The organism is Sulfitobacter sp. HNIBRBA3233 (assembly GCF_040149665.1).
GTDB classification, from domain to species: Bacteria; Pseudomonadota; Alphaproteobacteria; order Rhodobacterales; family Rhodobacteraceae; genus Sulfitobacter; species Sulfitobacter marinivivus.
This window is the reverse complement of sequence record NZ_JBEFLP010000001.1, coordinates 934,760-952,317: the sequence shown is the minus strand read 5'-3', so window position 1 is coordinate 952,317 and position 17,558 is coordinate 934,760. Positions and strand designations below refer to the sequence as shown.

Here is a 17,558-nt window from a genome sequence, read left to right as displayed (position 1 = left end):
CCGGACCAAACCTGCGCTAGGTCTGGGGAAACGCATAGCAACGTGGTGCCGATGTCCGAAAATGCTCCGATCCTTCTGTGGCTTCGCCGCGACCTGCGGCTGAGCGATCATCCCGCCCTGAAAGCAGCCTGCGACACCGGGCGGCCCGTCATTCCCGTGTTTATCCACGACGCGCAGGTGGCACGGCTGGGGGCCGCGCCGAAATTCCGGCTGGGCCTCGGGGTAGAACATTTCGCCGAACGGTTGCAGGGCAAGGACAGCCGCCTGATCCTGCGGCGCGCGGACAAGGCGCTGGACGCGCTGGAGGCGCTGATCGAAGAGACCGGGGCCACCTCTGTCTACTGGACGCGCCAGTACGATCCGGATGCGGTGGAACGCGACAGCGCGATCAAGCAAACCCTGAAAGACCGCGGCATCGACGCGCGCTCCTTCGGTGGCCACCTGATGTTCGAGCCTTGGACCGTCGAGACCAAGCAGGGCGGCTACTACAAGGTCTACACCCCGTTCTGGCGCGCCGTGAAGGACCGCGCGGTCGAGACGCCGCTGGACCGCCCCGACAGCATCCGCGCGCCCGACACATGGCCCGCGTCCGACGATCTGGCGGACTGGAACATGGCAGGGGCAATGCAGCGCGGCGCCGATATCGTCCGGCCCTTCGTGCAGCTGGGCGAGGATGCGGCCCAAAGCCGTCTGGGCGCGTTTCTGGCGCATAAGGTCGAAGACTATGACACCACGCGCGATCTGCCGGGAGTGGATGGAACATCCTGTCTGTCGGAAAATCTGTCGCTCGGTGAAATCTCGGCCCATCAGTGCTGGCATGCGGGCCAGCGGGCCCTGCAAGAGGGCAAGAAGGGCGCCGAGACTTTCCTCAAAGAACTCGTCTGGCGCGAGTTCGCCTATCACCTGATGCACCACACGCCGCGGATCACCCACGCGAACTGGCGCGAGGAGTGGGACAGCTTTCCGTGGAACGAGGACGAGCGGCTGGCCGAGGTGAAGGCATGGAAGCAGGGTCGCACGGGCGTGCCCTTTGTGGATGCGGCCATGCGCGAGATGTATGTGACCGGACGCATGCACAACCGCGGCCGGATGATTGTCGCAAGTTATCTGACCAAGCATCTGATGTGTCACTGGAAAATCGGCCAGAAGTGGTTCGAGGACTGCCTGATCGACTGGGATCCGGCCTCCAACGCGATGGGCTGGCAATGGTCTGCGGGCTCCGGCCCGGATGCCACACCGTATTTCCGGGTGTTCAACCCCGTGACGCAACTCGACAAATTCGACAAGAACCGCGACTACGCGGGGCGCTGGATTGCCGAAGGGCACAGCGATCCGCACGAAGACGCGCTGAAATACTTCGCCGCAATACCGCAGCGCTGGAACATGGCACCCGATGACGAATATCCCGATGCCATCGTGAAACCAAGTGCCGGTCGGCAACGTGCCTTGGATGCATATGAAAACAGGGACTTTTGATGTTCCGTCCGCGCGTGCGTCAGTTTAGACTGACAGCCGAGGAAAGCCCCTTTGAGGACTGCACATGATCTTGACGAGTACGGAAGGGCAGAAAAACCTGCCGCGATATTTCACCCATGTGATGGGCATGGCAAAAGACCTGCGCCACGGGCGCATAGATTTCGTTCTGCCAGACGGTCGCCGGTTCCGTGCAGAGGGACAAAAGCCCGGCCCCGTGGCCGAGCTGGATATCCATAACGACGATCTGTTCGCCCGCTTGATCCGCGAAGGGGATCTGGGCTTTTGCGACGCCTACCTCGATGGCTGGTGGAGCACCCCGGACCTGCAGGCCTTCATGGACTTCATCCACCACGACAACGAAGAACTCTACGACGGCTTTCCCGGCATGGGCTTTGTGCGCTGGTACGAGAAGCTGCGCTTCTGGCTGCAACGCAACTCAAAAAAGCAGGCGCGCAAGAACATCTCGTATCACTATGATCTCGGGAATGATTTCTACAGCCTGTGGCTCGACGATACGATGACCTACTCGAGCGCGATCTTCTCCGAACCGCAGCAAAGCCTCGAAGCCGCGCAGATCGAGAAGTACAAATCCATGGTTGATCAGATGGGTGTCGCGCCCGGCGATCACGTTCTGGAAATCGGCTGTGGCTGGGGCGGTTTCGCGGAATATGCCGCGAAAGAGCGCGGATTGCGTGTGACCTGCCTGACCATCAGCGAAGAGCAGTTCAAGTACGCCGTGGATCGCATTGAAAAGGCGGGACTTTCTGACAAAGTTCAATTCAAGCTTCAGGATTACCGGGACGAGACCGGCTCCTACGACGGCATCGCCTCGATCGAGATGTTCGAGGCCGTTGGGGAAAGATATTGGCCCACGTATTTCAATGCCTTGCGGGAACGTCTTAAACCGGGAAAAATGGCAACGCTGCAAATCATCACCGTCGCCGACCGCCGCTGGAAGGTCTACAAACGCGGTGTCGATTTCATCCAGAAATACATCTTTCCGGGCGGCATGCTGCCCAGCCCCAGCGCCTTGCGCCAGCAGGTTGAAAATGCCGGTCTGGGCGTCGAGAAATCCGTCGAGTTCGGCAAAAGCTACGATCTGACGCTGCGCCGCTGGCACGAGACCTTCAACGAGAAGTGGGATCAGGTCGCGGCACTCGGCTTTGACGAGCGGTTCCGGCGGATGTGGAATTTTTACCTCACTTCCTGCGCTGCGACTTTTGACAGTGGAAATTGTGATGTGACGCAGATTACGGTGCGCAAGCCGGGCTGAGTTTGACGCCCCGCCCAGTACGGAGCCGCCCAAATGCCCACCGCCGCAAGCCTTGTTGGCGCAGTCTGCCTCGCGATCCTTGCGTGGATCCTGTCGGAAATCATCAAGCCGCTGATGCCGGAGGGCACTGATTTCGGCTGGTTCAACTACGTCAACGCGGTCGTCGGGCTGGCCGTTGGCTGGCGGGTTGTCGGACCGCGGGCAGGGCGCGGCACAGTCCCTGCCATCAACAATGGCATCACCGGTACGGCGGTTCTGTTCATCTGGGCGCTCGGCATCCACGCCTCCTACGAGATGTTCCGGCTGGCGATGCGCAATCGCTACGATGGGCCGATGGAGGCGCTGACCAATATCTTCATCATCGCCTCCGAATTCGGCTATACGATCGCGACAGCACCCGTGCTGATTGCCGCCGTGATCGGGGCGGTCATTACCGGATTGCTCGCCGAAACGGCGAAAAAGCTCTGGCGGTGAGCCGCTCGATCTTTTTCTACGGCTCTTTGCGTCATGCGCCGCTTTTGCGGATCGTGCTGGGGTATGCGCCGGATGCCAAGCGGATGGCGCCTGCGGTCCTGAACGGCTACGCGGTGCGCGGCGTCAGCGAGGGGCCCTTTCCCACGCTTGTCCGCGAGAAGGGCGCCGATGCGCATGGCCTGCTGGTGCGAGGCCTTAGTAAGGCGGATATCGCGCGGCTGGATTTCTACGAGGGCGGATTTGCCTATGATCTGCTGCCGGTCGAGTTGGCGGACGGGCAGGCGGCCGAGGTCTATGTTTCGCCCCCCGACAGGTGGACCGCTACCGGCGCGTGGTCGCTGGAGGCTTGGGTCGCGGACTGGGGCGAAATGTCGTGCCATGCCGCGGTCGAGGTGATGGGGTATTACGGCACCCTAGATGCGCAAACGGTCGCGCAGCGGTTCGGCCAGATCCGCACCCGCGCGTGGTCCAAGGTCTTGGCCGGTCGGGCGTCCGCGCGGCAGGGAACCTTTGACGGCGAGGTCGAGGTCATCGCGCAGCGCAAGGCCTACAGCGGTTTCCTGACCCTCGACGAAGTCGAGATGCGCCACAGCAGATTCGCGGGCGGCATGTCGGAGCGGCTGGAGCGGTCCTATCTGGTGGGCGCCGACGCTTCGCTCGTCCTGCCCTACGATCCGGTCCGCGACCGGGTGATGATGATCGAACAGGTGCGCGTTGGCCCGCTGGGGCGCGGTGATCCCGAGCTTTGGCAATACGAACCCATCGCAGGGCGTGTCGATCCCGGTGAAACGCCGGCAGAAGCCGCCCACAGGGAAGCGCAGGAAGAAGCGGGGCTGACGCTTTCGCGTTTGGAGCAGGTTGGGCAATGTTATGCCAGCCCCGGAAGCACGACCGATTTCTTTCACGTTTTCGTGGGGTTGGCGGACTTGCCCGATACCGTGACCGGCGTTGGCGGGCTGGAAACCGAAGCCGAAGATATCCGGTCGCACCTGTTTGATTTCGCTGAGTTTCTGGAAATGGCCGAAGGCCAGCGTCTGGTGAATGCGCCGCTTTTGCTGCTGTGCTATTGGCTGGCGCATCACCGTAAGCGGTTGAGGTCTTGATTTCGCGCGGATAGAGGTATTTGCATCCCTGAAACGGAGGCCATGCCATGCACGTAGCGCGCGATCTTGAACATGCGGTCGGAAACACCCCGCTTATCAGACTTCGGCAGGCCAGTGCCGAAACCGGCTGCGAGATTTATGGCAAGGCCGAGTTCATGAACCCCGGCCAATCGGTCAAGGACCGCGCGGCCCTGTTCATCATCCGCGACGCGATCGCGCGTGGCGCGCTCAAGCCCGGCGGCACCATCGTCGAAGGAACGGCGGGCAACACCGGGATCGGCCTTGCGCTGGTGGGGTCGTCCATGGGCTTCAAGACGGTCATCGTCATTCCCGAGACACAGTCGGAAGAGAAAAAGCAGATGTTGCGGCTGGCTGGCGCTGAACTGGTCGAAGTGCCGGCAGCGCCCTACCGCAACCCCAACAACTTCATCCGCTATTCCGAACGCCTTGCCGCTGAACTGGCGCGCACGACGAACGAAGGGGTCATCTGGGCCAACCAGTTCGACAACGTTGCCAACCGGCAGGCCCATGTCGAAACGACCGGCCCCGAAATCTGGGCGCAGACCGACGGCAAGGTCGACGGGTTCATCTGCGCCGTAGGCTCTGGCGGAACCCTTGCGGGCACCGCAATTGCGCTGCAGCCCAAGGGTGTGAAGATCGGTATCGCCGATCCCGATGGGGCAGGGCTTTACAGCTATTACAAGACCGGTGAAATCGTGACGGAGGGGTCCTCCATCGCCGAGGGCATCGGGCAGGTGCGCATCACCAAGAACCTCGAAGGGTTCACCCCGGACTACGCCTACAACATCCCCGACAGCGAGGCGCTGCCGGTGGTCTTTGACATGCTGGAGCATGAGGGCATCTGCCTGGGCGCGTCCTCGGGTGTGAATATCGCGGGCGCGATCCGCATGGCCAAGGAAATGGGCCCGGGCCATACGATCGTGACGATCCTGTGCGATTACGGCACCCGCTACCAGTCCAAGCTGTTCAACCCTGCGTTCCTGCGCGAAAAGGATCTTCCGGTTCCCGAATGGCTGGACCGCGAACCGGCCGAGCTTCCTTCCGTATTCGAGGACGTATGACCGCGAGGATCGTTCGCGCCGGTGGCTTTGCAGCGGCGCTGCTGGGCCTTTGGATCCTGTGCGTCAGTGCCCTTGCCGCACAGGACGTGCCGGGGGTCGACATGGCGCTCTGGCAGGACGTGGCCAACCGCGCCGAAGAAGCTGTCGACGATCCCGATACCGAAAACGAAACGCTCGAAGTCCTGCGGTCGCGGCTTGCCGATTTCCGCGAAGATTTCAACGACGCGCGCAGCGTAAACTCCGATCGGATCGCCAGCCTGCGCGACCAGCTTGCCGCGCTTGGCCAAGCGCCTGCCGACAGCGCGGACGGATCGACGCCATCGCAGAACGATGCCGCCCCCGAAGCTGCCGATGTCGCCGCACAGCGAAAAGAGCTCGAGGCGCAGCTGGCCACGCTGACGGCCCCCGTGACGCGGGCCGACGCGGCCTATACGCGTGCGGATGGCCTGATCGGCGAGATCGACAGCATCCTGCGCGCGCGGCAGACCGAAGCCCTGCTGGAAGTGATCGAGTCGCCGCTCAATCCGGTCTACTGGCCGCAGGCCATGGCCGAGCTTGTCTATGCGGTCGAAGAGCTTTGGGATACCGACCGCACCGAAGAAGAGCGCGAGGCGCAGGCCGAGCTCTTGCGGAAGAATTTGCCGATTATCCTGCTTGCGACGGTGGCGGGTCTGGTTCTGATCCTGCGGGGGCGCAAGTGGTCGACGCTGATCGTGGCGCGCCTGCGCCGGGCAGAGACGCGCGGGCTGGGGGTCTGGCGTTTCGTGGTGTCGCTTTTGCGGATCGCGCTGCCTTTCGTCGGGCTGACCCTGCTCAGCTTTGCCGCAATCCGCTCGGGGTATCTGGGCAGTCGCGGTGACGAGATCGCGACGATGATCCCGATTCTGGGGGGGATCATCCTCGGGTTCCGCTGGGTGTCCGAACAGCTTTTTGCACGCGACGAGGACGAGGCGCTGTTGCAGCTGTCCGACAGCGACCGCAGGTCCGCGCGTTGGCTGGTCAGCCTGATCACAGTGATGATTATCGCCGATGCGATCCTACGGATCACACTGGAGCTGGACGAGGCAAGCGCCGCCGCGCGAACGGTCGTGTCTTTCCCGTTCACGGTGGTGATGTGCTACGCGCTGTTCCGGATCGGCCAGTTGCTGCGCCGGTTCGGCGCCGAGGTCGTACAGGACGAGGACGAGGAAATCACCCGCGCCAGCACCCTTGCGCGTGTTGTGCGCAGTCTGGGGACGGGCGCGCTGCTGGTGGCCGTGGCGGCACCGCTGCTGCAAGCGGCGGGATACGAGAACGCTGCCGACTTCTTCCTTTTCCCGTTCATTGCCACGCTGATTATTCTGGGCCTTGTACTGGCGTTGCAGCGGTTCAGTGCGGATGTCTACGGGGCCGTGACCGGGCAGGGCTCTGCCGCGCGCGAGGCGCTGATGCCCATTGTCTTCGGGATGGTCCTGCTGATGGTTGCCGCGCCTGCGCTGGCGCTGATCTGGGGCGCACGCGTCTCGGACTTGACCGAGATCTGGGCGGCCTTCCAGCGCGGATTTGCCATTGGCACGACGCGCATCTCGCCCACGGATTTCCTGACCTTCGCGCTGATCTTTATCGCGGGCTACCTGCTGACACGGCTCGCGCAGGGGGCGCTGAAAACCAACGTCCTGCCCAAGACGAAGATCGACAAGGGTGGGCAGAACGCCATTGTGTCCGGCCTGGGGTATATCGGTATTTTCCTTGCCGCGCTGCTTGCCATCACCGGCGCGGGGATCGACCTCAGCTCGCTCGCCATCGTTGCCGGTGCGCTGTCGGTCGGGATCGGTTTCGGCCTTCAGAACATCGTCTCGAACTTCGTCTCGGGTATCATCCTGCTGATCGAGCGGCCGATTTCCGAAGGGGACTGGATCGAGGTTTCGGGCGGGCAGATGGGGTATGTGCGTGACATCTCGGTCCGCTCCACCCGGATCGAGACTTTCGACCGCACGGATGTGATCGTGCCAAACGCCGATCTCGTCTCGGGCACGGTGACGAACTACACCCGCGGCAACACGCTCGGGCGCGTCATCATCCCGGTGGGTGTCGCCTACGGCACCGATACGAAACGGGTCGAGGCAATCCTCAAGGAAATCGCGGATGCCCAGCCCATGGCGCTTGCCAATCCCGCGCCAGCGGTTCTGTTCCTGAACTTCGGCGCCGATGCGCTGGAATTCGAGATCAGGATGTTCTTGCGCGACGTGAACTGGATGATGCCGGTCAAGAGTGACGTCAATCACGCCATCGCGGCGCGGTTCGCGGAGGAGGGGATCGAGATCCCCTTCGCGCAGCGCGACGTGTGGCTGCGCAACCCCGAGGTTCTGCGCCAGGATGGCGGCAAGGACACTGCCACGCCCGCCACAGCCGAGCCCGACAGCCAGCAGCAAACGGACCCCAGCGATGCCGCGCGCCCCGATACGGGTGAGATGACGTGACGGCGATGCTGTTTCGCGATGACCCGTACCGGCGCGATGCCGACGGCCGGGTCAAGGCGCTGACGCCCGAAGGCGGTATCGTGCTGGAGTCGACGATCTTCTATCCCAAGGGCGGCGGACAGCCCGGTGACAGCGGCTGGGTCGAATGGGACGGCAACCGGCTGAGCATCGCGACGGCGGTTAAGGGGGAAGGCGACGATATCGTTCTGGTCCCGGCAGAGCCGCGCCCCTTGCCCCATGCGGGAACCTACCTGCGCCAAACGCTCGACTGGGACCGCAGGCACCGGCACATGCGCGTGCACACCGCGCTGCACCTTCTGTCGGTTGTGGTGCCCTTCGGTGTTACCGGCGGGGCGATTTCGGCGGCGCACGGGCGGCTGGATTTCAACATGCCCGACGCGCCACAGGACCGTGAGGAACTTGAGGCGGCGCTGAACGCCTATATCGACCTTGACGCCCGCGTGACCGACGGCTGGATCACGGAGGCCGAACTCGACGCGGCACCGGAGCTGGTCAAGACGATGGCGGTCGCGCCGCCGCGGGGCAGCGGAGACATCAGGCTGGTGCGCATCGGCGAAGAGCAAGACTGGATCGATCTTCAACCCTGCGGCGGCACCCACGTTGCACGGACGGGCGAAATCGGACATGTGCGGCTGGGAAAGATCGAGAAAAAAGGCCGCATGAACAGGCGTATGTACCTCCATCTGGAAAGCTGACCGGACCGGGCGGCAGGGCGCGATTTGGGGCTTGCGCATCGGGTTGCCCCTTTGTTAAAGACCCCCCACGGACAGGTGGCCGAGTGGTCGAAGGCGCACGCCTGGAAAGTGTGTAGGCGGGAGACCGTCTCCAGGGTTCGAATCCCTGTCTGTCCGCCACGCACCTCTGGGTGTTCCCCATAAATTGATGTTTCCGCGATTTCTGCCCGCACTTTCGGCGGTTTGCGCCGCGTGTTCGTCCATAGAGACGCGCTTGGGAGCGGCGGATCGGGGCATTCCTGCGGCCCGTCTCTCGGGCCAAAAATCGCAGAGCGGGTTTTCTGCGCTGGTGCCATTAACAGGGAATCTACAGGGAATTTTGCATCGGGTCTGGGGTTTGGAACCTGGCGTATTGCGGCGAAGTGAACCTGCGAACGCAATTGCGAGAGCCTCAATGCATGTAGAGAGCTGGTCTTGGTCTCAGGACCGGTAAAATGGTTGCTGCCCTTTTAGTTGCGCTCAGAGGGGAGGAAGGCCGCAGAGCTTTTCCTGTTCATCCCAATCGAGCGGGAGAGACCGCGCGAGCAGGCGCTTAAGGGTCAGGTCCGGTGACAGGCTGCCGGCGAGGATCTCGGCCTGCAGCCGGGGAGATAGGAAGGCCAGCTGGGAGCGTGTGCGGATATGGGACTCGGCATGGCCGGTTTTCGGGTTGATCGCCGAGATTGGGGTTCCGACGAGCAGCGACCTTATCCAGCCATGGGCGGCTGAGAGGTTCTTCAGCAATGTCGGATCTCGAGCGGCAGTGAGAGCACCGCTGACGCTTCGGGTTTCGACGCCCCGGCGACGCAGCGAGAAGGGCGCGTCGAAGGCGAGGGCGGCGGGGGCAAGATTATCGGATTGGACCCCGATCCGATCGGCCAACGGATCTGAGCCGCAGGTGATGCGGAGGGAGGTGCGCATGAGCCTGACCTCGGTGATGAGGGCGGCGGCTTCGACGGGGTGCGCACGGAGTTGATCGGTCAATAGCATGACGCGCGCCAGAAGCGCCTCGGCGATGCTGGCATCCGGCTCGCTCAGCAGGGCATGCGTTTGCGCTTGCGTCTGAAGGTGATTTACAAGACCGGCAGCGATTGACTGCTCGAGGCTGGCCGCGGGCAAGCGCCAACCAGTAGGATCGACGCCGCCTGCGATCAGGCGGTTGGAGACATAGTAGCGATGGCGCCGACTGCCCTTGACGCGATGTGTGGGGGTGAGGCGGTCACCGCACTCATCACGCAGCTTCCCGGCCAGCATGGCAGTGGGAGGGGTGCCCAAGGTCGACTGGCTGCGGCCCCTCCGGGAAGCGGCATCGAGCCGTACCTGGACGCGGGTCCGAAGGTCATGACCCACGATCGGAGGATGTTGCCCGTGCCAGAGCTGGTCTTTGTGACGGATCTGGCCGATGTAGAGGGGATTGCGCAGCAGGTGATGGATCTGGCCATTGCTGAACCGGCGATCACCTGTCTGATTGCCGGCCTTGTCGATGCGGCGCTTCGACCGCAGGCGGAGGCGATCTGCCTCGCGGGCAACTGCACCGAGAGCGCCGAATGTGTCGTAGAGATGGAACAGCGCGGTCACAGTCTCGTCCTCGATCGGGTTGACCACGAGGCTGCGGATCTCAGCATCAGGGTGCGGGTCGTAGCCGAGAGGAACCAATCCGCCCATCCACATCCCCTTCTTCTTGGAGGCGGCGATCTTGTCGCGAATGCGCTCAGCCGTGACCTCGCGTTCGAACTGGGCGAAGGACAGCAGGACGTTGAGCGTCAGTCAGCCCATCGAGGTCGAGGTGTTGAAAGCCTGGATGACCGAGACGAATGAGCAGTTTGCCTTGTCCGCCCGCTCCACCAGCTTTGCGAAGTCCATGAGTGAGCGTGTCAGCCGGTCGATCTTGTAGACCACGACCGTGTCGACGTGGCCCGCATCCACTTCAGTGAGGAGGCGCTGGAGTGCTGACAGTGGCGCAAGCTTTGTTCGGCATAGGTTCCGACATCTGGCGGTGAACTGAGACTGGTTCGAATTGGTCTGACAGCACCCTCGAAACTACCGTTCGCTGCGCCGCCGAGCAACGTCTGCTATGGGCCGTTCGTTACCTTGGCTATTCTGTAGACAACGGGCGGAAACCGGATTTCCCTGCAGTTGCGAAGGTTCTTTGCCAGAATTGCAAAAGCGCCCATTCAGGCGGTAGCAGACCGAGGCCCCATGCTGCACTGCATGCGAATGTCGGATGCGCACAGATAGCAGCCTTTGGAAAAGTGTCCAAATGAGAAGGGACAGTCTGGATTGGTACTTGTGCGCACTTCCGTTTGAAGGAATTATTGGGGCAAATCAATTTGGACAGAACCGTAAAAGGATTACAGCCATATGCTTCGAACCGTTGCTTTCTTATTGCTCATGGCCTCAACCAACCTTGCTTCTGCCCAAGTGCTTACGCCGGACGAGATCTTGGCTATGGTGAATAAGAAAGTTGAGAATAGCGGGCCTTATGCAGAGCTTTTGAACGATCCTGATCCGGCACGTCAGTTAGCAGCGATAGAGATCATGATGGGAACCAAAGATTCCAGCCTGGTCGCGATGGCCGCGCGGGCCGGCTTTCTGTCGACAGATCCGGATGTAAGGCAGAAGACACTTGAGGGATATCTTGCAACAGGGCCTTCAATTTCAATCATTGTCGATGGATCAGCAGCCGAAAGCAGTTGGTATGAGAGTAGCATGAAAGAAGCTGGTGCTGCTGTCTCGCCAGAAGGAGTTGCCGGTGTCACATATGCCGTAGGTGATTATGATACCGAAAAGAAATGTTATCTTTTCGTAGGTGGATCTGCGAACGATTGCTTTCTCAAGGTCTCGAACGCGGGTGTCGAAGCGACAGCACCGGGTGGCTATTTCAAACTTCAAGGCTCGCTTTCCGAGGCAGGTATGATTGAGGGTTTTGCCTCGGTTTACAATACTGCTGGAGGCTTCCCTTCAACAATCCAATTGCTGCCCTGATTGAGCAGTATAAGAACCGTGCTTTAGACGCGTTTACTGGGCCGAAATCTCCCCAATAGCGATATCGCCGCTCCCCCATGCACTCAGGATCATAACTTTGATCCAAAGGGCATTTCGGATTGCCATCGGCCCGGTATCGAATTTCCCATCTGGCGGGATCTCACCACGGGTCCACACGCTGTATCCGTCACCCTCCAATCGTGCGTCCGTGAGTATCAGAACCCGACGGGGAACGGCGTAACCGTTGTCTTGGGGGCTCATAATCCGGATGCGTGATAAGGCAACCGGATCATCGCTTTCCACACGCAAGATGATCTCTGCATTTCTTTGCGGGCTGAAAACATACATACCATCGCCAAGGACGTTCTGTGCATCAAACTCCGGCGATATCGGCGGTGCAGATACACTAACAAGGTTCAAGGCAAATCCCCCTTCCTGTTGTGCGGGGGCCGGCGCGGTTTCGGCAGCAAATGCATTGCCTTGTTCGGACAGGTAACGGCGCACGTTCATCAATATTTCTTCAGACCTCATCAGCACAAGTCGCTTCGGATCATCAGATGTGATCGCCATGCCGATTAGTTCTTGACCGACGAATGCAAATGCACCTGATGTCCCCTGATATACTTCAGCGTCGGTCGCAGCGACCTCACTATCAATCGTCAGATAGTTTTTGCGCTCCAAGCTGATGGCGATGCGTTCTTCTTCGCCTGTTGGATCAAGACGATGTAATTCTGCACGTGCCGCACTGTTTGCCCGCCGTGACAAATCAAGACGATCAAGCGTTTCAGTACACCGTGCTTCGATACCGCCCCTGACAACCGCAATTGATAGGTCCAAGCCCGGCCAGAACGGATGGATCACGGACCCTGAACCATTGGCCACAGGAGCGGCTGAGGTGAGTGTCACACGGGGGAGGGGACCAGCAACGTGTCTTGGCATCACGGCATAACAAGTTCCACCAGATCGAAACATCCAGCCGAAGCCATTTTCGTTCAAACCATTTTGTACGCTTACAGTTTGTGCAACAACACCAATGACGGACGCATGCAGGGCTGTTACACATAGGGCTGAGAAACGTAGGAGACAAAGCATGGTGGCTTTTCGGATGTTCATTTTAGGATGCCTCGCTGTGATGCCCTTGTCAGCCCAAGCAGACGATAGATTAGTCCTGAAGAGCAACCCGTTTAACGAAATTTTGCGCGATACAGCAGAAATTTCAGGCGTCGTGGTTGTCGGCACCCAGCGTCATGGTTCACGCCAACCAGAACAGAATGAATTGCAGCTATCTTCCAATTTACCCGCTGGCTGGGCTGGTGGCACGATCTGTACCAGAGTACGGAGCGGCGATGGCTTATATGAAGCGTCCAATGAATATGATATTCCCAGCGATTGGGCTGGTGGCAATGCGGTGCTTCCGTTCCCTTCAGCATATCAGGATTTGCTTGCAACACTGGAGCCAAATGATCTGGCTGTAAGCATATCGAATGGCGAGTGTGCGTCCTCTCCCGGTGAGACAGCCATTGCGATCTGGAATGAGGCGACCGCGACAACAGAGTTGTCATTGCTTGTAAATTCCTTCCGGGCAGATGAAGTCTTTGTCTATCTTGGAGATGATCCCAAAGCTATCAGATGCGAAGCGATGAATGACAGGGCGATGTCTTCGTTCGATTCTGTTTGCGCACTCCCTCTGGAACAGAATGGTATGGTGGCCGTGACGCTCTACCGGATTTCAAATGGCAAGCCTGCGAAGCCTTCGATAACGCAACTTTGGTTTGGTGACGGTGGATGAGCACCTCAATTGGGGAGGTGTCGTTTATGTCGATGTTCGGTCGATTGAAATTAATTGGTGCAATGCGGTTGCTGCTAATGCTCTTGGCGATCTGTAGCCTGCTGTTTTTCATGATCGTCAGTACCTTCAGTAAGACGCGCACTTTCTTGATCGAAGCCCAGACCACTGCGGCAACCATCAGATTTGTCGGTAACTCCAATATTTGGATGATCCCAAATGCAGCAATTTGCCGTTTGAAAGCGCAGCCCGATTTGACTCAGGAAGAAACGAATGATCTGTGTGATCGCCGTTTCTATGACGTGGAGAAGCAGGACGGTTTGGTTGCTGCGTGGCGTGATGGAATGACTGTGAAGATAACCGTATCTCAACGAGACGAGTTGGTTATCGGTGTTGAAAACGATGTGATGCCATCATTCCAGGACGGAACCAAAATAATCCTGTCCCCAGAAGCTTGGCGGGAGGCTGGTGCACTTACCTTCGCGGCACAAGTTACCATCGGTACACCAATTGGAAATGGAGAGATTAACTTCTTATCCGGTGGAAGATGGGAAGCTCGGGAGGCTGGCTTCACAACCAGCATGCTGCGGTCCAACGTGACGGAGGTTATCAAAACAGGTGAATTGGTAAGAGGGGGTACAGCCACCGTTTGGTCCGGTGAGTCCCCTGCGGAGACATTTGGTCATATCACTTCTGGTTCATCTTTAGGGGGAGACTATATGGACATCGTCGCTCTATCCCGACCAGGTGATGTCGAATTACACTTGGGATACTTTGGCACGAACAAGCCAACGGTCGTTCGCCCAGACCTCATTGATGCCGCGATATCAAATCCACTGCTGCTGGCTCTGGCGATCATATTGTCGATTCTTGCGTCAGCATCACAATTCTACGGAGATGTCAGAGACCGTAAGGGAGCAGTGAAGAGCGGGTAATTACACAATCCTATTACTGGTCTACATCCCTCACAATACGGGCGCGGCTTCCACCGCGTCAGCATAATCTCTGAGGCGTGACTACCATGACATTACGTGGAAGCATACGTCGGCACCGGTAAGACCAACGGCAGCAAAATCCGCGAAGTGTTTATTCGTCGACCAATTGACTCTGCAGTTGCAGCGAAAGTCCGTAATGAAGGGCCGCACAGCAGCATCTCCATGGATGGTGAAGGTCCGCTGGGGGCCGTTCGTTACCTTTGCTATTCTGTAGACACCGGGCGGAGAGCGGTCGTCCGCTGCGCTCAGATCAAAGATCAGCTTTGCGGGACTTTGCAGACCTTCGCCGCACGTGCACCGATGGCGGCTTCAGTTTTCCTTGATAAAAAAAGACAGGCAGGTGAGGCACCCAAAAAATTATATTGATAAAACTAGTTTTATAGTTTTTATATGTGTCATGAATTCAAATGCATCCATCGCTCTCTCTTTGGCCGCCCTAGGGCATGAAACTCGTCTCGCGATCTTCCGGCTTCTGGTTCGGGCCGGGGACGAAGGCCTGAACGTGGGCGAGATCGGTCAGCATATCGACATGGCGGCTTCTACACTCGCGCATCATCTTAAAGCTCTTGTAGATGCCGGGCTGGTTATTCAGGAGCGCCAGGGTCGCCAGATTTTGAACCGGGTCGATTACGGCGCGATGCGCAGAACTGTATCGTTCTTGACTGCTGAGTGCTGCGTCGGTGTCACCCTTACACAGGAGGACGTCGCATGATGAAGCGCGGCCTTTTTCTCTGCTTTTTATAACTACTAATCTAGGGGTATCGCTATGACTGAACTCGCCCTCAGCGTCCGCTCATGGGCAACCGACCTCGCTCATCGGCTGTGGACCGAGGAGAAGGTCTTGTTGTTCATCGCCGGTCTCTTGCTCGCCCTGTTGGTTCTCGCCCCCGGACAGGCTGCCATCAGTGCAGAGTTTGCCGCGCGCAACCTGCTTGAGGTCGCGCCGTTTCTGTTTCTCTCAATCGGCATCGCCGCCTATGCCGGTGCGACCGGTGCTGACGCTCTGATTGCACGTGCCTTCACCGGATCGCCCGCAATTATGATTTTGATTGCGGCGTTCGCAGGAGGCCTGTCGCCGTTCTGCTCCTGTGGTGTCATCCCGCTGATCGCGGCACTTCTTGCAATGGGTGTGCCACTCTCGGCCGTCATGGCCTTCTGGCTCGCCTCGCCGGTCATGGACCCCTCAATGTTTGTGCTGACCACTGGAGTTCTCGGGATCGAGTTCGCTGTAGCCAAAACGCTCGCAGCCGTCGGACTGGGTGTCTTCGGCGGCTATGTGGTCCATCTCCTGAGCAGGGCGGGCGGATTAGCCGATCCACTGCGCGAGGGCGTTGGCAATGGCGGGTGCGGTGGTGCAAAAGTGCGCACGGCGAAGCCTGTTGTCTGGAAGTTTTGGCAGGACGATGAGCGTGTCAGCAAGTTCATACGCGAGGGGATCAAGACCACGCTGTTTCTCGCCAAATGGCTGACGCTCGCATTCGTGCTGGAAAGCCTGATGCTCGCGTGGCTTCCTGCCGATCTGGTGGCCCGTTCGCTCGGCGGCACAGGCCTCGCTCCTATCGCGATCGCAACCCTGGTCGGCGTACCTGCGTATCTCAACGGCTACGCTGCCCTGCCGCTCGTCGGTGGCCTTCTCGGGCAAGGCATGGCCCCGGGCGCAGGTCTCGCGTTTCTGGTCGCAGGGGGTGTGACCTCGCTGCCAGCGGCTATTGCGGTCTGGGCGATGGTGAAGCGAAAGGTGTTCTTTCTCTATTTTGGGATCGCTTTGACCGGCTCCTTTGCGACAGGCCTTCTGTTTCAGCTCTGGACGATGATCTGAAGGCTCAACACGGATGCAACCCCACTCATCCGCCGACGAAGAGACCGACCGCGAGCCACGCGTAGGAGGCCATGGCAAGGACAAAGAGGGCCTTTTCGACGACGCCCGCTTCGATGGCGAAGCTCCAGCCGGATCGGGCGATCTTCCAGGCGAGGAAAGCGAGGCCGAGCGCGCCGAAGACGAGGTTCAGCCAGAAGGTATAGTCGAGGGCGAAGAAGTCGCGGTCGATGACCGTGCGGACCTGCTCGGCCGTGGGCAACAGGCCGAGGGCCGCGAACCCGTAATGCAGCAGCATCGCCGTCGCCACGAGCACCACGAGGAAGACGCCGAGAATGTAGAGCGCCATCTTCCACCCGTAATACTGCGCGTTGACCCGCAGCACGGGGATGACGACGAGGTCGGAGAAGATGAACGCCATGATCCCCGCGAAGGCCACGCCGTTGCCGTAGAGAACGGCCGCGAGCGGGATGTTCCCCATCGATCCGATGAAGGTGAAGAAGGCCGCGACCGGGCCGACCAAAGCCTGTGCCAAAAGCTCGAAGAAGTTCGGATCGTCGCCGCCGATAAAGAGCCATTCGAAGAAGCTTTGCGGCACGAAGGCGGCGATGATGCCTGCGACCGTGAAGCCCACGGTCACGTCCTTCCAGACCATCATCCATTCCATGACGTAGCGCTGCGCGACCATGGCCCAGCTCTGCCGCGAGGCGATCTTGTCGCGCCACGAGGCGTCGTCGCCCTCCGCCTCGTCCTCGTCGCCCTGGCTCTGCTGCGCGGTGCGCCGCGCCTCTTCGACCGGGGCGATGCACTTGGTCAGGCGGATCACAAACCACATCAAACCGATCAGCAGAAGGCCGCCTACATATTCGCCGACGACGAACTGCCAGCCGAGGAAGATCGCGATGATGATGCCGAGCTCCACGACGAGGTTGGTGGAGGCCAGCAGGAACGCGAGCGAGGGCACCAGCCCCGCGCCCTTGGCAAACAGCGCGCGGGTGCCAGACAGCGCCGCGAAGCTGCACGACGAGCTGGCGAAGCCGAAAAACGTGCCCATGGCGACCGAGCGCGGACCGGCCTCGCCCATCTGCTTCTGCATGGTCTGGCGCGTGACGAAGACCTGAATCATCGACGAGATCAGGTAGCCGAGACCGAAGGCCCAGAAGGCCGTCCAGAAGAGGCCGAGCGCCGTGGTCGCGGCCGAATGCCAGGTTTCGAGGAAGCTTTGCGTCATAGGTCTCTCTTATCCTGTCTCATCGTTTCAACGAGGTTCCCCGCCGGCGGGTTCCGGGCGGAGCGTCAGCAGCCAGGCCCCGAGGGCAACATCGAAGCCGACGCAGAACGGTCCCCACCAGTCGGGCGCTGGGCTGGCGAGGCG

The 17,558-nt window shown here is 60.1% G+C and carries 17 protein-coding genes and 1 tRNA gene; 14 read left to right on the top strand and 4 right to left on the bottom strand.

The window, feature by feature from the left end; all coding sequences use genetic code 11:
• The first annotated feature begins 51 nt into the window (after positions 1-51).
• The 8 genes from ABMC89_RS04510 (at position 52) to ABMC89_RS04475 (ending at position 8,742) form a co-directional block, all read left to right on the top strand.
• The gene (locus ABMC89_RS04510; RefSeq protein ID WP_349565623.1) at positions 52-1,476 is read left to right on the top strand and encodes a cryptochrome/photolyase family protein; all 1,425 of its coding nucleotides are present in this window, start codon (positions 52-54) and stop codon (positions 1,474-1,476) included.
• 64 nt (positions 1,477-1,540) lie between these two features.
• Positions 1,541-2,749 (top strand): class I SAM-dependent methyltransferase, encoded by a 1,209-nt coding sequence (locus ABMC89_RS04505; protein ID WP_349565621.1) that lies wholly within the window; start codon positions 1,541-1,543, stop codon positions 2,747-2,749.
• Between the two features lie 33 nt (positions 2,750-2,782).
• Positions 2,783-3,223, top strand: coding sequence for a TrgA family protein (locus ABMC89_RS04500; protein WP_349565619.1), 441 nt, complete (start codon positions 2,783-2,785; stop codon positions 3,221-3,223).
• On the top strand, positions 3,220-4,326 hold the full coding sequence (locus ABMC89_RS04495; RefSeq protein WP_349565616.1) for an NUDIX domain-containing protein: 1,107 nt from the start codon (positions 3,220-3,222) through the stop codon (positions 4,324-4,326). Before ABMC89_RS04500 ends, ABMC89_RS04495 begins: the two co-directional genes overlap by 4 nt.
• A 47-nt stretch (positions 4,327-4,373) precedes the next feature.
• Positions 4,374-5,408 (top strand): cysteine synthase A, encoded by a 1,035-nt coding sequence (locus tag ABMC89_RS04490; RefSeq protein ID WP_349565612.1) that lies wholly within the window; start codon positions 4,374-4,376, stop codon positions 5,406-5,408.
• Complete coding sequence (locus ABMC89_RS04485) at positions 5,405-7,867, top strand: DUF3772 domain-containing protein (protein ID WP_349565610.1); 2,463 nt, start codon at positions 5,405-5,407, stop codon at positions 7,865-7,867. The genes ABMC89_RS04490 and ABMC89_RS04485 overlap by 4 nt, the downstream gene beginning before the upstream one ends.
• Positions 7,864-8,583 carry an alanyl-tRNA editing protein gene (locus tag ABMC89_RS04480; protein WP_349565608.1) on the top strand — a complete coding sequence of 240 codons (720 nt, stop codon included), beginning with the start codon at positions 7,864-7,866 and terminating at the stop codon, positions 8,581-8,583. The genes ABMC89_RS04485 and ABMC89_RS04480 overlap by 4 nt, the downstream gene beginning before the upstream one ends.
• Positions 8,584-8,652: 69 nt before the next feature.
• Positions 8,653-8,742, top strand: a tRNA-Ser gene (locus ABMC89_RS04475).
• A 339-nt stretch (positions 8,743-9,081) separates the two neighbouring features.
• Here the strand turns inward: ABMC89_RS04475 and ABMC89_RS04470 are convergent.
• Together ABMC89_RS04470 and ABMC89_RS04465 are read right to left on the bottom strand one after the other, a co-directional pair.
• The gene (locus ABMC89_RS04470) at positions 9,082-10,266 is read right to left on the bottom strand and encodes a recombinase family protein (RefSeq protein ID WP_349565606.1); all 1,185 of its coding nucleotides are present in this window, start codon (positions 10,264-10,266) and stop codon (positions 9,082-9,084) included.
• A gap of 102 nt (positions 10,267-10,368) precedes the next feature.
• The gene (locus ABMC89_RS04465) at positions 10,369-10,557 is read right to left on the bottom strand and encodes a recombinase family protein (protein WP_349568513.1); all 189 of its coding nucleotides are present in this window, start codon (positions 10,555-10,557) and stop codon (positions 10,369-10,371) included.
• Positions 10,558-10,962: 405 nt separating this feature from the next.
• Between ABMC89_RS04465 and ABMC89_RS04460 the strand changes: the two genes are divergently transcribed.
• Positions 10,963-11,586 carry a hypothetical protein gene (locus ABMC89_RS04460; protein ID WP_349565604.1) on the top strand — a complete coding sequence of 208 codons (624 nt, stop codon included), beginning with the start codon at positions 10,963-10,965 and terminating at the stop codon, positions 11,584-11,586.
• Between the two features lie 33 nt (positions 11,587-11,619).
• Here the strand turns inward: ABMC89_RS04460 and ABMC89_RS04455 are convergent, their stop codons facing one another.
• Positions 11,620-12,447, bottom strand: coding sequence for a hypothetical protein (locus ABMC89_RS04455; protein WP_349565602.1), 828 nt, complete (start codon positions 12,445-12,447; stop codon positions 11,620-11,622).
• 229 nt (positions 12,448-12,676) lie between these two features.
• Here ABMC89_RS04455 and ABMC89_RS04450 point away from each other — a divergent pair, with 229 nt between their 5' ends.
• The 5 genes from ABMC89_RS04450 to ABMC89_RS04430 all read left to right on the top strand — a co-directional run bounded on the left by ABMC89_RS04450 (position 12,677) and on the right by ABMC89_RS04430 (position 16,186).
• Entirely contained in the window at positions 12,677-13,375 is a 699-nt protein-coding gene (locus tag ABMC89_RS04450; protein WP_349565600.1) for a hypothetical protein, read from the top strand.
• A 26-nt stretch (positions 13,376-13,401) separates the two neighbouring features.
• Complete coding sequence (locus ABMC89_RS04445) at positions 13,402-14,307, top strand: hypothetical protein (RefSeq protein WP_349565598.1); 906 nt, start codon at positions 13,402-13,404, stop codon at positions 14,305-14,307.
• Positions 14,308-14,403: 96 nt separating this feature from the next.
• Complete coding sequence (locus ABMC89_RS04440) at positions 14,404-14,733, top strand: hypothetical protein (RefSeq protein ID WP_349565596.1); 330 nt, start codon at positions 14,404-14,406, stop codon at positions 14,731-14,733.
• Positions 14,734-14,764: 31 nt separating this feature from the next.
• Positions 14,765-15,079: an ArsR/SmtB family transcription factor gene (locus ABMC89_RS04435; RefSeq protein ID WP_349565594.1), complete on the top strand. Its 315-nt coding sequence runs from the start codon at positions 14,765-14,767 to the stop codon at positions 15,077-15,079.
• 54 nt (positions 15,080-15,133) lie between these two features.
• Positions 15,134-16,186, top strand: coding sequence for a permease (locus ABMC89_RS04430; RefSeq protein WP_349565592.1), 1,053 nt, complete (start codon positions 15,134-15,136; stop codon positions 16,184-16,186).
• A 25-nt stretch (positions 16,187-16,211) separates the two neighbouring features.
• Here the strand turns inward: ABMC89_RS04430 and ABMC89_RS04425 are convergent, their stop codons facing one another.
• Positions 16,212-17,414: a permease gene (locus tag ABMC89_RS04425; protein ID WP_349565590.1), complete on the bottom strand. Its 1,203-nt coding sequence runs from the start codon at positions 17,412-17,414 to the stop codon at positions 16,212-16,214.
• Between the last annotated feature and the right edge of the window lie 144 nt (positions 17,415-17,558).

What these genes read in the sequence shown, in the direction of transcription:
- ABMC89_RS04490 (WP_349565612.1), top strand. Translation starts at nt 4,374, where the DNA reads ATGCACGTAGCGCGCGATCTTGAACATGCGGTCGGAAACACCCCGCTT.
- ABMC89_RS04500 (WP_349565619.1), top strand. Translation starts at nt 2,783, where the DNA reads ATGCCCACCGCCGCAAGCCTTGTTGGCGCAGTCTGCCTCGCGATCCTT.
- ABMC89_RS04450 (WP_349565600.1), top strand. Translation starts at nt 12,677, where the DNA reads ATGGTGGCTTTTCGGATGTTCATTTTAGGATGCCTCGCTGTGATGCCC.
- ABMC89_RS04435 (WP_349565594.1), top strand. Translation starts at nt 14,765, where the DNA reads ATGAATTCAAATGCATCCATCGCTCTCTCTTTGGCCGCCCTAGGGCAT.
- ABMC89_RS04510 (WP_349565623.1), top strand. Translation starts at nt 52, where the DNA reads ATGTCCGAAAATGCTCCGATCCTTCTGTGGCTTCGCCGCGACCTGCGG.
- ABMC89_RS04485 (WP_349565610.1), top strand. Translation starts at nt 5,405, where the DNA reads ATGACCGCGAGGATCGTTCGCGCCGGTGGCTTTGCAGCGGCGCTGCTG.
- ABMC89_RS04460 (WP_349565604.1), top strand. Translation starts at nt 10,963, where the DNA reads ATGCTTCGAACCGTTGCTTTCTTATTGCTCATGGCCTCAACCAACCTT.
- ABMC89_RS04425 (WP_349565590.1), bottom strand. Translation starts at nt 17,414, where the DNA reads ATGACGCAAAGCTTCCTCGAAACCTGGCATTCGGCCGCGACCACGGCG.
- ABMC89_RS04470 (WP_349565606.1), bottom strand. Translation starts at nt 10,266, where the DNA reads ATGGGCGGATTGGTTCCTCTCGGCTACGACCCGCACCCTGATGCTGAG.
- ABMC89_RS04505 (WP_349565621.1), top strand. Translation starts at nt 1,541, where the DNA reads ATGATCTTGACGAGTACGGAAGGGCAGAAAAACCTGCCGCGATATTTC.
- ABMC89_RS04445 (WP_349565598.1), top strand. Translation starts at nt 13,402, where the DNA reads ATGTCGATGTTCGGTCGATTGAAATTAATTGGTGCAATGCGGTTGCTG.
- ABMC89_RS04430 (WP_349565592.1), top strand. Translation starts at nt 15,134, where the DNA reads ATGACTGAACTCGCCCTCAGCGTCCGCTCATGGGCAACCGACCTCGCT.